This is a genomic window from Ruegeria sp. AD2(2025) (genome assembly GCF_056542385.1).
This window is the reverse complement of the sequence record NZ_JBQFZS010000002.1, coordinates 359808-375514: the sequence shown is the minus strand read 5'-3', so window position 1 is coordinate 375514 and position 15707 is coordinate 359808. Positions and strand designations below refer to the sequence as shown.

Below are 15707 nucleotides of genomic sequence, written 5' to 3'. Positions count from 1 at the left end.
GATGGGTCTGGTTTTTCGTTGGCTGGTAAGACTTGCGACAGGCCTGATCCTGCTTGCTGTTGCCGCTGTGGGGCTGGTCTATTTTCTGGCCAGCCAATCCCTGCCCGACTACAATCAAACCGTTGAAGTCAAAGGCATCACTGCCCCGGTCGAGATCGTCCGCGACACCGCGAATGTGCCCCATATTCTGGGCCAGTCCGACCCGGATGTGTTCTTTGGCTTGGGCTACGCCCACGCGCAGGACCGGCTGTGGCAGATGACAGTTCTGCGCCGTACCGTTCAGGGGCGCCTGTCCGAGGTGTTCGGCCAACGCACCGTGCATATCGACAAGCTGCTGCGGCGGCTGGACCTTTACGGGCTCGCCCATCGCTCGGTCGAGGTGCAGGACGACTATACCAAGGCCGCGCTGCGCGCCTATTCCGCCGGGATCAACGCGCGACTGGCCGAGATCAACGAACAAGCGCTGGGACGCGGCGCGCCCGAGATGTTCCTGTTCAACGCCCCCATGCCCCCGTGGCAACCGGGCGACAGCGTTGCGATCATCAAGCTGATGGGCCTGCAGCTATCCGGTCATCTCGCCGATGAAGTCCTGCGGGCCCGGACCTCTCTGGTGCTCGAGGATCCTGCGCGGCTGGCGGATATTCTGCCCAACGTCCCCGGCCCCGGCATCGCGGCGCTGCCCGAATATGCTGCGCTGTTTCCCAACCTGCCACGCTATGCGCAGGGCGCGCCGATGCCCGACACGGCGCTGTCCCCCTTCCCTCAACGCGGGCTGGCCGGCGCGTCCAACGCCTGGACCGCCGCGCCGTCGCGATCCGCCAGCGGCGGCACCTTGCTGGCCAACGATCCCCATCTGGGTTTCACCGCCCCCGGCATCTGGTATCTGGCACGGCTGGAACTGGCCAAGGGCGGCGTGATCGGCGCGACGATTCCCGGTGCGCCGCCCGTGATGACCGGGCGCAGCGATCGCCTTGGATGGGGGCTGACCTCGTCCTATCTGGACGATCAGGACGTGCATATCGAGCAGCTGAACCCCGACAACCCCGAGGAATACCTGACGCCCGACGGCTACAAACGCTTTCAGACCCGCCCCTCGATCATCGAGATCAAGGATGCCGCTCCCATCACCCTGACCCTGCGCTGGACGGAAAACGGCCCCGTTCTGCCGGGTACGCATTACGATCTGGAAACTATCACACCACCCGGTCATGTCGCGTCCCTGTCATGGAGCGCCCTGAGCCCCCGCGACACCTCAATCAGCGCCTCGCTGGCGCTGATGAACGCGGATACCGTGCGCGAAGCCATCGATCTGGCCGAAGGTTTCATCGCCCCCTCGCAGAACCTGTCGCTGGTCGACAAGGACACGATCGGGCTGAAACTAATCGGCGCGATGCCCCGGCGCGATCTGAATAACCAAAGCCGGGGCCGCATTCCCACGCCCGGCTGGCTGGACCGCAACCGCTGGCAGGGTCGTCTGCCCTATGCCGACAACCCGGAATTTGTGGCCCCGGTGGGCGGTGTGCTGGGCAACACCAACAACAAGATCATCGACCGCCCGTTCCCGCGCCATGTCTCGTATGAGTGGGGTGATACGCAGCGGGTCAATCGCTGGGAACGCCTGATGCAATCGCGCGAGGTACATACGCGCGACAGCTTTATCGAGGCGCAACTGGATACTGTCAGCTTCACTGCCCGCTCTTTGCTGCCACTGATCGGAGCCGACCTGTGGTTCACCGGCGAATCCGCGCCCGAAGGCACACCCGAGCGTCAACGACAGATCGCGCTGGACCTGCTGGCCAACTGGAACGGGGAGATGAACGAGCATCTGCCCGAGCCGCTGATCTACGCCGCCTGGCTGAGGGCGCTGCAAATCCGCCTGATCTCGGACGAGCTTGGCCCGCTGGCGGCTGAGTACAAGCATGTCGAGCCACTGTTCATCGAACGGGTGTATCGCGATATCGACGGCGCCTCGGTCTGGTGCGACGTGAGCCAAAGCGCCCCGGTCGAGACCTGTACCGACATGGCGCGGCTGGCGCTGGACGATGCGATCATCTGGATTTCCGAGCGCTACGGTACGGCGCTACAGTCCCTGCGCTGGGGCGATGCGCATCAGGCCACCCATGACCACCCGGTTCTGGGAGAGGTTCCTGTGCTGCGCTTTTTCGTCAACATCCGCCAGTCCACCAGCGGCGGTGACAACACCCTGCTGCGCGGGCGCACCTCGGGCGAAGGGCCGGACCCGTTCCAGAACGTACATGGCGCGGGCTATCGCGGCGTCTATGATTTTGCCGACCCCGACAGCTCGGTTTTCATCACCGCCACCGGCCAATCCGGCCATTTCCTGTCACGCTATTACGATGATCAGGCGCAGCTGTGGCGGCGCGGCGAATATATCCCCATGTCGCTAGATATCGGGTTGGCCCGCGCGGCGGCGGTTGGGGTGACGGTGCTGAACCCGCGCTGAAGTGATCGGCAATTACCCGCGCCCTTTTACACCCCGCGTGGACGCCGCCGGTGCTTTTCGCCTAAATTCAACGGGTCGTGGCATTGGCAAGAAGGGGGTAATTTCATGGGTAGCCTTCGCGATACCCTGAACAATCTGGCGCGCGACTACGCCGTCGCCTGGAGTTCAGGAGATCCCGACGCCGTCGCCAACTTCTTCGCGCCCGACGGACAGATCATCATCAATCGGAGCGAACCTCTGCAAGGTCACGCCGCCATCGCCGAGATGGCGCGCGACTTGTACGCCCAGTTTCCCGATCTTGAAGTCCGTTGCGACATGATGCGGTGGGCCGGGCCTCATGCCCTGTTCGTCAGGACACTCGAAGGGCACCACAAAACCACAGGAAACCGCGTTATCACGCGCGGGTGGGAGCAATGGGAACTGACGCCGGACCACAAGATCCAAAGCTCATTGGAATGGTTCGATGCGGATGAACGGCAAAGCCAGATCGACGGGTCTTGACCTGATTTACTCTGAGGTCACCACATAGTCGCGCGGGATGCCTTGTGTGATACGGAACCAATCCGAATTCCGCGTCCGGTTCTGATGGGCATCAAAGGCAGTCTGATTTGCGAATACCTCGGACACGTTGAACCGCCCGGGGTACTCTGCATCTTCGCTGACCTCAAAAGCAATGCAGCCCTCTTCCGCCCGCGTCAGCGCGATATGCACAGGCAACGCCTGCCGCACCTGTTCCAGACGATCTTGTGGCACCGTGATGTGCCCTCGAAGATAGACCTTGCCGTTGTCCTGCGTCATCCTCACCCCCCGCGGTTAGGCAAATCCGAGGTCAAAGCGCCGCGAATTGAGCCGCCTGCTTGTCGGTCCACAGCACGGTGATCTCGAACCCGTCGTCGGTCTGCTCTTCTGCGCGGACCACGTCCTGACGGAACAGCCACGCGCGCTTGTCGCCCTCGGCGAAGCCCAGCGTCAGCGTGGTTTCATGCCGCGCGCCCTGCAGGATCGTGGCGATTTCGGACAGCAAATGCGTGACCCCCTCGCCGGTCACAGCAGATATGGCAAAAATCGCCGGATCACGCTCGGCCCGTGCCAGCGTGGCTTCGCGCTCCTGCGCATCCAGCAGGTCGATCTTGTTCCAGACCTCCAGCCGGGGCCGGTCATCCTCGACCCCCAGAGAGGTCAGAATCGTTTCCACATCCTGCGCCTGCGCCTCGGTCTCTTCGTGGCTGATGTCGCGGACATGGACGACCAGATCAGCGCCCAACACCTCCTCCAACGTGGCGCGGAAGGCGGCGACCAGTTCGGTCGGCAGGTTCGAGATGAACCCCACCGTGTCCGACAGGATCACCTCGGGGCCATCGGGCAGTTCGACCCGGCGCATGGTCGGGTCCAGCGTGGCGAACAGCATGTCCTTGGCCATCACCTCGGCCCCGGTCAGGCTGTTGAACAGGGTGGATTTTCCAGCGTTGGTGTAGCCAACCAAAGCGACAATCGGATACGGCACCTTGGCCCGGGCGGCGCGGTGCAGAGTGCGGGTCTTGATCACCTTCTGCAACTGACGGCGCAGGCGCACCAGCTGATCGTCAATCGCGCGGCGGTCGGCCTCGATCTGAGTCTCACCAGGGCCACCGACAAAGCCCAAGCCCCCCCGCTGACGTTCCAGGTGGGTCCAGGCCCGTACCAGACGCGTGCGCTGATAGCTGAGCGCAGCCATCTCGACCTGCAGCACCCCTTCACGAGTGCGCGCGCGGTCGCTGAAGATTTCCAGGATCAGCCCGGTCCGGTCGAGGATTTTGACCTTCCAAGCCCTTTCCAAGTTGCGCTGCTGGACCGGCGTCACCGGACCGTCGATCAGAACCAGTTCGACGTCATTGTCATGCAGGCGGTCAGCCAGTTCCTCGATCTTGCCGCTGCCGAACAGCAATCCGGCCTGCGCGCGCGGAAGGCGCACGATCTCGGACCCGATCACATCCAAATCGGGCAATGCGGCAGCCAGCGCAACCGCCTCGGCCAGCGCCGGTTCAGGGACGCGGCGCTGTTCATCTGATTTGATTTCAGGATGCAGCACCCAAGCCCGGGTGCGCGCCCTTTCATGTTCCATCAAGAGGCGTCTTCGCCCTCATACAGGTTGATCGGCTGTGACGGCATGATGGTCGAAATCGCGTGCTTATAGACCAGCTGCGACTGTCCGTCGCGGCGCAGCAGCACACAGAAATTGTCGAACCAGGTGATCACACCCTGCAATTTCACGCCGTTGATCAGGAATATCGTGACCGGGACCTTTGCCTTACGTACATTGTTCAGGAACGCGTCCTGCAGATTTTGTCTGTCCGAAGCCATATTGTTATAATCTCGCCATTGTTCTTGCTACGCGCTGCGGACCAACGCGCTCCCTCCCGCTCACTATGGAGCGGCGCGCACAGATATTCCAGATGAAAAATCAGGCAGTAACGCCAATCGATGACGATAGGTCAATCGCGCCACAGCGTCGGCGTGATCAGCGCGACGATGGCCAGCGTCTCAAGCCGGCCAATCACCATCCCCGCGCAGACGGTCAGCTTGGCCGCATCAGACAGATCGATCAGGCGGATCGGCACATCGGTTGCCAGCTCGATCAGCGGCCCCGTCGTGCTGAGTGCTGCGACCGCCAGCACCATCGCCTGCTCGAACCCGACCCCCATCGCGGCGAGCAGCAGGTTGAAGAACGCCAGCGTCAGGGCGAACATCATCAGGAAGATCCACGCGATAAAGGCACCATCGCTTTGGATGCGACGGTTGCCCCCGCCCTCGCCGCTGATGGATGAGGGATAAATCAGCCGGTCAATCTCGCGCTTGCCATTGAGGTACAGCGCAAAGACCCGCAGCAGCTTGACCCCGCCTGCCGTGGTCGCCACACCGCCACCAATCAACGCCAGCCCCATCAGGATCAGGCCCGGCGTGCCCAGACCTGACAGCTGCTGCGCATCGTTCCAGTTCGCACTTTCGAACCCGGCGGTGGTCAGAAACGACATCGCGGTGAAGATCATGCCCCAGATCACCTGCAGCGCCTGCAACGGGGAAATCTCGATGCTCAACTCGGCCACACCGGCCATGAACCGCAGAAACAGCAGCAGCGCCACCGCCAGCACGATCGAAATGCCGATGCGGAACTCAGGGTCCTTGTCGAGCCGCGCATAGCCCGAGGTCGCCGTATCGGTGGAAAAGGTCAGCCGTGAAAGGGCGAAGAATAAAAACAGGAACAGGATCGCCTCGCCAGTGAAGCCCGCCGTCGACCCTTCCAGTCCGCCGACCGGAGAGATACCAGAGGTCGCCATCACCGACATCGCATGGCAAACCGCCGTCAGCCCCTGTTCCCCTGCGATCAGCAGCAAAATCCAGATCACCACGGTCAGGCCCGCATAGACCGGGCTCAGCGTGCGGGTCACGCGGATCAGATGCCCGCGCGGGTCGGTCTTTTCGCTCTGCGCCACGCCCGAGACCGGGCGGCCTGGTTGCCCCCGCGCGGTGACCTCGAACCCGCCCAGCGACAGCGGAGCAAGGATGGCCGCCGCCGAAATCCACATCAGCAGGCCACCCATCCACCCTACAAGGGCGCGCCACAGATGTAATGGCGCAGACAGCCGCGCCGGATCGGGGAACAGATCTGCCCCGGTTGTGGTCAGCGCGCTGACCATATCGAAATAGGCGTTCAGAAAGCTGGTGGTTCCCAGCGCATCATGGAACGGGATCGCCAGAAACACCGGCATGATCGTGAAGGCCGCCAGCAATACCGCCAGCTGCCCCAACGTACCCCGGCGCGGCGTTCGGTTCGACATCGCCACCGCGATAATCGACACGCAGAACAAGCCAAGAAGACCCGCATAGAAAAACGCCCGCGACGTCGCATGATCGTCCAGCACCAGCGCGTAGGCGGCAGGTATCCACATTGCGAGCGCGGCAATCCCCCAGATCATCAGAAGCAGCGGCAACCGCCGCAGCACCCCGACCTGTTGCTGTGCGCGCGCCTGCACCATCAGAAGAAATCAATCGAGACCTGCATCAGGCGTTCGACCTCGGGCACGTCCTTGGCCATGGCGAAGATCGCGACCACGTCCTTTTCGTCGATCCGCAGGCTGCCAGTCGGGCGCAAAAGCTCGTCGCCTTTGCGCACCGCCCCGACCAGAACGCCTTCGGGAAAATCGATATCGCGCAGCTTTTGCCCCGCCATGGGCGAGGTCGACAGCACCTCAGCCTCGATCACCTCGGCCTCGGCATCGCCGATGGAATAGACCTGGCGAACACGCCCGTGCCGGATATGCCGCAGGATCGAGCTGACGGTGGTTGCGCGCGGGTTGATATAAGCGTCAATTCCCAGCGGCCCCATCAGCGCCACCATGCTGGGATCGTTGATCAGCGCAATGGCCAGCGCGCAGCCTTCGCCCTTGGCCCGCACCGCGGCCAGCATGTTGGTGCGGTCATCGTCCGTGACCGCCAGCATCGCATCGGCGCGTTCAATCCCCGCCTCGCTCAGCAACGCGGAATCCAGACCGTCGCCGTTCAGAACGATCGTCCGTTCTAGCGCCTCGGCCGCGATCTCGGCGCATTTGCGGTCGCGTTCAATAACCTTCGCCCGGACCCGGCTTTCGCGCTCTTCGAGTGTGCGGGCCACTTCCAGCCCGACGTTGCCGCCGCCAACGATCACAACCCGGTCCTGCTTGCGTTGCGCCTTGCCGAACACCTCCATCGTGCGGTCGACATCGTTGACGCTGGTGAAGACATAGCATTCGTCGCCGACGAACAACTGATCATCCGGCTCGGGGGCGAACAGCGACCCCTCGCGCCGGACGCCCACGACAATCGAGCTGAGGGTCGAGAACAGGTCGGTCAGCTGGCGCAGGGGGGTATTCACGATGGGGCAGTCCTCATCGACCCGAATGCCCAGCAACTGCGCCTTGCCATCCATAAACAGTTCGGTGTCAAAGGCGGCTGGCGCCGACAGGCGGCGCATGGCAGCCGCTGCAACCTCGCGTTCGGGGCTGATCACCACATCGATGGGCAGGTGATCGCGGCGGTAGAGGTCGGAATGGATCGCCTCAAGATAGGATTTCGACCGCAAACGAGCGATCTTGCGCTGGATCGAAAAAACCGAATGCGCCATCTGGCAGGTGACCATGTTCACCTCGTCCGAATGAGTCGCGGCGATGATCATATCGGCATCGCGGGCCCCTGCCCGCTCCAGCACGTCGGGGTAGCTTGCAAAGCCTGCGATCCCCTGCACGTCCAGCGTTTCGGTCGCGCGGCGCACCAGATCGGGATTGTTGTCGACCACCGTCACATCGTTCAGCTCGCCCGAAAGGTGACGCGCAATCTGCCAGCCAACCTGACCGGCACCGCATATGATGACCTTCATATTACTGGCCCTTCTGCCTGAAATCTTTGAATGACAGATGCCCCCGAAGCGGTCAATTGAATTGTCATGCCGCACAAGCTGCGCCAGAATAAGCGCATGAAAACAATGCTGCCTGTCCTGATTTGCCTGTTGACCCTTTCGGCTTGCGGCCCGCTGTCGCTGTATTACCGCGAAGGTGAGAGCGTTGCGCGGATGCAGACCGAGACCACGGCCTGCCAGGTGCAGGCGCTGAAAGACGCCCCTGTGGCCAATCAGGTCCGGCAAAGCCCACCGACCTACTGGCCCGGTCGCACCTATTGCGACCGCAACGGCCGCTGCTATCGCAATCCCGGCTGGTGGGAGCCGGGGCGGATCTACACCGTCGATGTCAACTCGGGGCTGCGCAGCACGGTCGAGGCGCAATGCATGGCCGCCAAAGGCTATCAGCCGGTCAGCCTGCGGCCCTGCAGGCAAGGGGTGAAATCACGGGTGACGCCTGCGCGCACAACCACCCTGCCGCCGCTGAGCACCGAGAGCTGTTTCGTCAAATTCGACGATGGATCGTTCCAGATCATCACGCCGGGCCAGACGGGTTAACCCGGCGGATCACTCCGCCGGTTCAGGTTCGTCAATCTGCGCCACCCGAGCACCGGATTTGTTCGAGGTCACGACGCCCAGCGATTTCAACTTGCGGTGCAGCGCGCTGCGTTCCATGCCGACAAAGCTGGCGGTGCGGCTGATATTGCCGCCAAACCGGTTGATCTGGGTCAGCAGATATTCCCGCTCGAACGCCTCGCGCGCCTCGCGCAGCGGTAGGGTCGCCAATGCACCCGACAGGACCACGCGCCCGGATTCGTCGGATTTCTCTTCCTCGCTGGGCAGCTCGCGCGCCTCGATCGGGTCGGTGCCATCGCCAAGGATCAGCACCCGTTCGATCAGGTTCTTCAACTGGCGCACATTGCCCGGCCATGTCATCGTTTGCAGTAAAGCAACCGCCTCGTCCGACAACTCACGCGCAGGCAAGCCCTGCGTCTCGTTGCACATTTCGATGAAGTGCTGCGCCAGAACCGGGATATCCTCTCGCCGTTCTTCCAGCGAGGGTACGGCGATCGGAACCACGTTCAGCCGGTGATAGAGTTCTTCGCGGAACCGGTCGGCGGCGATCTCTTCTTCCAGATCGCGGTTGGTCGACGAGATAACGCGCAGATCAACCCGAACCTTGTCGCTACCGCCCACCCGCTGGAACTGCTGATCCACCAGCACCCGCAGGATTTTCGACTGGGTGCCCAGCGGCATATCCGCGACCTCGTCGAAATACACAACACCGCCATGGGCCTCTTCCAGCAGACCGGACTCGATCCCGCGCTCCGAGGATTCGCGGCCGAACAGAACTTCTTCAACCCGCTCAGGCTCAATCCCGGCGCAGTTCACAGTGACAAAGGGCGCATTGGCGCGGTTGGAATGGGCGTGAATATAGCGCGCCGCGATTTCCTTACCCGACCCGGCCGGACCGCTGAGCATCACGCGACCGTTGGATTTGGTCACCTTGTCCAACTGCCCCTGCATTGCCCGGAACGAGGCCGATTTGCCGATCATGTCGGAGCAGCTGACCTCCTGCCGTTTCAGCGAGGCGTTTTCACGCCGCAGGCGTGAGGTTTCCATTGCGCGGCGGATCACCACCATCAACTGGTCAATATTGAAGGGCTTTTCGATAAAGTCGTAAGCGCCCTGCTTGATCGCGGCGACCGCGATTTCGATATTGCCGTGACCTGAAATGATCACCACCGGCACATCCGGGTTGTCGCGTTTCACCGCCTTCAGGATGTCGATCCCGTCCATGCGGCTGTCTTTCAGCCAGATATCCAGGATCAACAGCCCCGGAGGCTCGGCGTTGATGGCCGCCATGCAATCGTCCGAGTTTCCCGCCAACCGGGTGGAATAGCCTTCGTCCTCGAGAATATCGGACACCAATTCGCGAATATCGCGTTCGTCATCTACGATCAGAATGTCGCTCATCTTTGGCCTGCTTTCAGTTTGTTTGTTTTAATCGCCTGTTTGTCTGGCGCGATTGACGGGCCGCCTGAGGCCCCGGGAAGACGAATGACAGCCATCGCGCCGAAATGGTCCTGTCCGTCGAATGTGGGCGCATCTTCCAATGTCAGCGCTCCGCCATGTTCTTCGATGATCTTCTTGACGATGGGCAGGCCAAGGCCGGTGCCCTCGTCGCGGGTGGTCACGTAGGGTTCAAACAGCCGTGCCCGGTCCTCGGGCAGGCCGATGCCGTTGTCGGCAATGGTGATCTGCGTTCCGGCGTCATCGCTGGAAACCACCACCTTGATCTGCGGCTTTAGATTATCCGGTGCACCTTTTTCTTTCAGGGTTTCAATCGCTTCACCGGCATTTTTGATCAGATTGGTCAGCGCCTGGCTCAGCATCGTGGCATCCACATCGGCTGCGATGGGCTGATCGGGAAGGTCGGCATCAATCTGCACATCCGGCTGCCCGGCCTGCTGTAGTAACACCGCCTCTCGGACCAACCCTACGATGTTCTCTTCCTGCCGCTCCGGCTCGGGCATGCGGGCGAATTTCGAGAACTCATCCACGATCCGCCGCAGGTCGTTGGTCTGCCGTACGATGACGTCGGTCATCGATTCCAGACTATCGCAATCATCCTCGTCCAGCTTGCGTGAGAATTTGCGCTTGATCCGCTCGGCGCTCAGCTGGATCGGGGTCAGAGGGTTCTTGATCTCATGCGCAATGCGCCGCGCCACGTCGCCCCACGCCGCCATCCGCTGCGCGCTGACCAGATCGGTGACGTCATCGAAGGCGACCACATAGCCCTCAAGCCCACCATCCTCGCCACGCCGCGTGGCCATCCGCACCAGCAGGTTTTCCAACTGGCCTTTACGGGTCACCTTGACCTCACCCTGAATCGCCTCTTGTCCGCTGGCTTTCAGTTCTTCGAACAACGGCAGGAACTCGGGCACGGCAATGCCGATCGCCAGGTTCTGTTCCCCACCGGACCAGCCCAGCAGACGTTCGCCTGATCGGTTCACGAAGGTCACGCAGCCATCGGGGTCAACGCCGACCACGCCCGAAGTCACCGAACTCAGCACCGAGTCAAACAGCCGCCGACGGCGTTCGATATGGCGTGTGTTGTCCAGCAACGTGTCGCGCTGACCCTTCAACTGGCGCGTCATCTGGTTGAAGTACCGGCCCAGCATGGCGATCTCGTCATCGCTGGCCTCTTCATAGACCTGAACGCTCAGATCGCCCGCGCCCACCCGTTGCGCCGCTGTGGTTAAACGCCCGACGGGCCGGGAAAGACGCTCGGCAAACCACATGCCCAGTGACATGGCGGCAAGGATCAGGATGACCGCAAATCCAAGATATAACAGGCCAAATTCGAACAGTACCCTGCCCCGTTCGCTTTCCAACTGGCTGTAGAACTGCGCCGTTTCCTTAGTTTCGTCCAATAGTGTCAGCAGCTCACCATCCACCTCGCGGCTGACATAGAGGTAACGGTCCAGATAAGCCTTCAACGGCACCAGCGCGCGGAATTCGCTGTTGTCCCAATCGGCAATGATGGCCATGCCCTGATCGTTGGCCTCGACCATCTCTTCGGGTGTCGGCGCTTCGTAATCGAACAGGTAGGACCGGTCCCCGCGCGACCGGATCTCGCCGCTGCCGTCGATCACATAAGCCTCGCGCAGACCGCGCTGAATCTGCGCCTGCCCCTGCGCCAGAACCTCGCGCAGTTCGGCGTCCGAGATGTAATAGTCAAGTGCGCGGGCATTATCCAGAAACCGCGCCAATACGGCCGCGTCTTGCGTCAGGCCTTGCCGATGTTCCTGCTCATAAGCCTCGGCTGCACTCAGCGATGATCCCACCACCTGCCGCACTCGGTCCGAAAACCAACCCTCGAGACCGATATTCACCGTCAGCCCGGCGAAAATCGCCACGGTGACCGTCGGAACCAGCGCCAGCAACGTGAACGCGCCGATCAGACGCAAGTGCAGGCGAGAGCCCGCCGATTTCGCCCGCCGCGCCGCGATCAGGCTGAACAGCTGCCCCAGCACAAGCGCGGCCACAACCAGCACATAGACCAGATCGGCCAGCAGAATCAGCCGCAGCGTGGGGGCCGCAGCACCTAGATCGAAAGGACCAATGACCAGATAGGTTGCGAGCGTCAGCACGGGGCCCAAAACGACCAGCCCCAGAGTGCTGAAATTGCGCATTTTCCGGGACTTACGCCACCGGTTGATCCATAGGATCGGCCCGCTCTGTGCCCGGGTTGCCACCGTCTGCCCTCTTACTGATGTGCCGCCTGTGCGGCTGACCGCCATATGTCGTGGTCGTTGTCGGGAGCGAACCCGAATGCCACGGCTTGTGTGGCGATATTACATCAGTTTGCGGCGACGTGTCACCTGAATATCGAGGTCCGTGATCTTTTTCCGCAGCGTATTCCGGTTAATCCCCAGAAGATCAGCACATTTTGCCTGATTGCCCCCGGTCGCATCCAGCGCAATCTCGATCAACGGTGCCTCGACCTCGCGCAGAATACGTTGATACAGGCCAGGAGGCGGCAGGATATTTCCATGCAGATCGAAGTAACGCCGCAGGTGGCGACCCACCGAGGATGACAGTTTCTCGCGCTCGCCATCGCCCAAAACCGGCTCGGCCTCGGGCTGGCTGCCCAGCACCATCTCGACCTCGGTGCGCGAGATTTCATCGGCGCGGCTGGTCAGGCTGAGGCGACGGATCGCGTTTTCTAACTGGCGGACATTGCCGGGCCAGGAATAGCGGCGCACCAGTTCCACGGCCTCGGGGCTCAGGCGGCGTTGCGCGCCGCTGTCGCGTTCTTCGCGCACCAGAAAATGGTCGGTCAGCAGGGTAATATCGTCGACACGTTCGCGCAGAGCCGGGACATGGATCGTCGCACCGCACAGGCGATAATACAGGTCTTGCCGTACCCGACCACTCTCCATCGCGTCGGTCAGATCAGATTGGCTGGTGGCCATGAAGCGCGGAACGTGATCGCCCGGAGTGTCCATCATCCGCACGATGCGCGCCTGAATCTCGTCATCTATATCGGCGATTTCGTCGATCAGCAGCGTGCCACCGCGCACCCGCGCCATGACCCGTGCGGGGCCCTCAAGATCGCTCAGATCAGCCGCTGTTGCTGTGACAAACGGCAATGTCCGCCGGTCCGAGAAATCGTGAATAGCGCGCGCGATCAATGACTTGCCCGTGCCGCTTTCGCCCGAGATCATCACCGACAGATCGGTATTCATCACACGCGCCACCAAACGATAGAGCGCCTGCATCACCGGCGTCCGCCCAACCAAAGGCAGCTCATCTGGGCGGTCCTCGCTGGCCTCAACCGGTTCGGCATGAGCACGCTGTTTCTGATCCAGCGCGCGCGCCGTGCGCTTCATCAGATCGGGCAGATCGAACGGTTTGGGCAGGTAATCATAGGCATCCGCCTCGGCTGCCTGAATGGCGGTCATGATCGTGTTTTGGGCCGAGATCACGATGACCGGCAATCCGGGCCGGTCCTGTGCAATCTTGGGCAGCATCTCAAGCCCGTTCCCGTCCGGCATCACCACGTCCGAGATCACGACGTCGCCCTTGCCCTCGGCGACCCAGCGCATCAGCGTGGTCAGAGACGACGTCGCGTGCACCTTGCACCCTGCCCGCGTCAGCGCCTGTGTCAGAACCGTGCGGATCGTGCGGTCGTCATCGGCAACCAGAACTGTGCCATCCATCAGATGCTCTCCTTATCATATGCGTCCGGCGGCGCGCGCCGCAGGGACAGGCGGAAGACGGTGCGTCCGGGCACCGAATCCGCCGAAATCCAGCCGTCATGGTCGGACACGATCTTGCTGACCAGAGCCAGCCCCAGACCCGTGCCGTTTTCCTTGCCTGAGACGAAGGGATCAAAAATATCGCTTCGAATATTTTCGGGCAGCCCCGGGCCGTCATCAATGATCTCGATCTGCAGGGGCAGCGAGTGGCCCGACCCGTCGCTGCGCCGCAGCCGGAACGAGTGTTCGAAATAGGTGCGCAGCCGGATTGTGCCTTTTTCCTCAGCGGCTTCCGAGGCGTTTTTGAGCAGGTTCAGCACCACCTGCAAGAACTGATCCGGATCGCCATAGGCCAGTGGCAGCGACGGGTCATAGTCCTCGACAATGGTCATATGCGCGCCAAAGCCCAGCAGCGCCGAGCGGCGGGCGCGGTCCAGAACGTCATGGATATTGACCGGCTTGAACGCGGGTTCGGAGAGGTTTCCGAACTGTTCGACCTGCTCGAGCAGCTTCACGATCCGGCGGCTTTCTTCGACGATAAGATCTGTTAATTCAAGGTCTTGCTGTGATATGTTCATGCTCAGCAGCTGCGCCGCACCGGTGATCCCAGCCAAGGGATTCTTGATCTCATGCGCCAGCATCTCGGCCATGCCGATGGCCGATTGCGCCGCAGATTTCACTGTGTTCCCGCGCGTCATCCGCCCGGCCAGTTCGCGAGGCGAGATGATCATGATCATCGACCCAGGGTGTCCCATCAGCGGCGCGATCTGCAGCGCGCATTGCAGCGGCGCGCGGTTGCCGGACCCCACATCCACATCATTCACAAACAAAGGCGTGCCCTGCTGGCGGGCCCGCAAAAACGCCTCTTCCAGCGGCGCATCGACGGCGATCTGGTCCCAGACCGGGTGCCCGACAACCGCCTTGTGCGAGGCGTTCAAAAAACCCTCGCCCGAGGAATTGACATCCGATATCCGATCCTCGGCGTCGATGATAAAGGCCGGTACGGGCAACGAAGCCCAGATGCTCTGATCCGAATTCATGCCGCCGCCTCTGCCGGGCCGCTCAGCGCATCGCTCAGCAACCGCAGCACCTCATCCGTGTCGCGCGACGTCAGAACCGCGCGCCGCAGGTTGGCGGGCGTTGCGGCCTCATCCATATACCAGCCCAAGTGTTTACGCGCCACGCGCAGGCCCAGATCGGTGCCGTAGAAGTCCAGCATCGCCTGATAGTGACCGCGCACCATGTCGATCAGGTCTGCCCCCTTGGGAATGATTGGGGCCTGCGCCCCGTACAGATCATGACAGACCTGCGCCAACAGCCACGGCTTGCCCTGCGCGCCCCGCCCCACCATCACGCCATCCGCGCCGGAGTGTTCCAGCGCCATGCGCGCGGTATCGGTGTCGACAATATCTCCGTTGGCGATGACGGGGATCGAGACCGCCTCTTTCACTGCCCGGATCGCCTGCCAATCGGCGCGTCCCTTGTAGAACTGACAACGGGTGCGCCCGTGGATCGTGACCATCCGGATACCGGCCTCCTGCGCCCGCCGCGCCACATCCGGCGCGTTCAGCAGGCTGTCATCCCAGCCTAAACGGGTCTTCAGCGTCACCGGAACATCCACCGCAGCGACGACAGCCTCGATCAACGTCAGCGCATGATCCGGCGTCTTCAGCAAAGCAGACCCGGAATACCCGTTCGTCACCTTCTTGGCGGGGCACCCCATGTTGATGTCGATCACCCGCGCGCCGCGGTCGGCAACCTGCCGCGCGGCCTCGGCCATCCAATGCGCCTCGCGCCCGGCCAGTTGCACGGCGGTGTTTTCCACATCCGCTGACAGCTCGGCCCGTTCGCGCACGCCCGGCTTGGCCTGCACCATTTCCTGACTGGCGACCATTTCGCTGACCACCATACCGGCGCCAAAGCGCATCACGAGATCGCGGAAAGGCCGGTCGGTGATTCCGGCCATGGGTGCCAACAGCACCGGAGGGGTCAGATCCTTTTCAGCAAGACGCAGGGTCAACGTGCCTAATCCTTGAGCAATTGTGCATTTGATATCGAAATCGCAGCA

Annotated in this window: 13 protein-coding genes; 3 read left to right on the top strand and 10 right to left on the bottom strand. The window is 62.2% G+C overall.

All coding sequences use genetic code 11. From position 1 onward, the window contains the following. Position 1 precedes the first annotated feature (1 nt). Positions 2 to 2464: a penicillin acylase family protein gene (locus tag ACR1XV_RS07020; protein WP_480529673.1), complete on the top strand. Its 2463-nt coding sequence runs from the start codon at positions 2 to 4 to the stop codon at positions 2462 to 2464. 105 nt (positions 2465 to 2569) lie between these two features. Continuing rightward, positions 2570 to 2965 (top strand): nuclear transport factor 2 family protein, encoded by a 396-nt coding sequence (locus ACR1XV_RS07015; protein ID WP_480529671.1) that lies wholly within the window; start codon positions 2570 to 2572, stop codon positions 2963 to 2965. Between the two features lie 6 nt (positions 2966 to 2971). Here the strand turns inward: ACR1XV_RS07015 and ACR1XV_RS07010 are convergent, their stop codons facing one another. The 5 genes from ACR1XV_RS07010 to trkA all read right to left on the bottom strand — a co-directional run bounded on the left by ACR1XV_RS07010 (position 2972) and on the right by trkA (position 7853). Next, on the bottom strand, positions 2972 to 3262 hold the full coding sequence (locus ACR1XV_RS07010) for a putative quinol monooxygenase (protein ID WP_480529669.1): 291 nt from the start codon (positions 3260 to 3262) through the stop codon (positions 2972 to 2974). A gap of 31 nt (positions 3263 to 3293) precedes the next feature. Further along, positions 3294 to 4565 carry a GTPase HflX gene (gene hflX, locus ACR1XV_RS07005; protein ID WP_480529668.1) on the bottom strand — a complete coding sequence of 424 codons (1272 nt, stop codon included), beginning with the start codon at positions 4563 to 4565 and terminating at the stop codon, positions 3294 to 3296. Next, positions 4565 to 4804: an RNA chaperone Hfq gene (gene hfq, locus ACR1XV_RS07000; RefSeq protein WP_005982826.1), complete on the bottom strand. Its 240-nt coding sequence runs from the start codon at positions 4802 to 4804 to the stop codon at positions 4565 to 4567. The genes hflX and hfq overlap by 1 nt, the downstream gene beginning before the upstream one ends. Positions 4805 to 4935: 131 nt before the next feature. Then, a complete protein-coding gene (locus ACR1XV_RS06995; RefSeq protein WP_480529667.1) occupies positions 4936 to 6477 on the bottom strand; it encodes a TrkH family potassium uptake protein in 1542 nt (513 codons plus the stop codon). Continuing rightward, on the bottom strand, positions 6477 to 7853 hold the full coding sequence (gene trkA, locus ACR1XV_RS06990) for a Trk system potassium transporter TrkA (protein ID WP_480529666.1): 1377 nt from the start codon (positions 7851 to 7853) through the stop codon (positions 6477 to 6479). Before trkA ends, ACR1XV_RS06995 begins: the two co-directional genes overlap by 1 nt. A 96-nt stretch (positions 7854 to 7949) precedes the next feature. On the opposite strand from trkA, the gene ACR1XV_RS06985 reads away from it, so the two are divergent. Then, entirely contained in the window at positions 7950 to 8429 is a 480-nt protein-coding gene (locus ACR1XV_RS06985) for a hypothetical protein (protein WP_480529665.1), read from the top strand. A 9-nt stretch (positions 8430 to 8438) separates the two neighbouring features. Here the strand turns inward: ACR1XV_RS06985 and ntrX are convergent, their stop codons facing one another. From ntrX to dusB, 5 genes are all read right to left on the bottom strand, one after another. Then, positions 8439 to 9848 carry a nitrogen assimilation response regulator NtrX gene (gene ntrX, locus ACR1XV_RS06980; RefSeq protein WP_480529664.1) on the bottom strand — a complete coding sequence of 470 codons (1410 nt, stop codon included), beginning with the start codon at positions 9846 to 9848 and terminating at the stop codon, positions 8439 to 8441. Beyond that, positions 9845 to 12070 carry a sensor histidine kinase NtrY-like gene (locus ACR1XV_RS06975; protein WP_480529663.1) on the bottom strand — a complete coding sequence of 742 codons (2226 nt, stop codon included), beginning with the start codon at positions 12068 to 12070 and terminating at the stop codon, positions 9845 to 9847. The genes ntrX and ACR1XV_RS06975 overlap by 4 nt, the downstream gene beginning before the upstream one ends. A gap of 162 nt (positions 12071 to 12232) precedes the next feature. Then, positions 12233 to 13600, bottom strand: a complete 1368-nt coding sequence (locus ACR1XV_RS06970) for a response regulator (RefSeq protein ID WP_480529662.1) — start codon at positions 13598 to 13600, stop codon at positions 12233 to 12235. Continuing rightward, entirely contained in the window at positions 13600 to 14679 is a 1080-nt protein-coding gene (locus tag ACR1XV_RS06965) for a two-component system sensor histidine kinase NtrB (RefSeq protein WP_480529661.1), read from the bottom strand. Before ACR1XV_RS06965 ends, ACR1XV_RS06970 begins: the two co-directional genes overlap by 1 nt. Next, positions 14676 to 15659, bottom strand: coding sequence for a tRNA dihydrouridine synthase DusB (gene dusB / locus ACR1XV_RS06960; RefSeq protein ID WP_480529660.1), 984 nt, complete (start codon positions 15657 to 15659; stop codon positions 14676 to 14678). Before dusB ends, ACR1XV_RS06965 begins: the two co-directional genes overlap by 4 nt. Between the last annotated feature and the right edge of the window lie 48 nt (positions 15660 to 15707).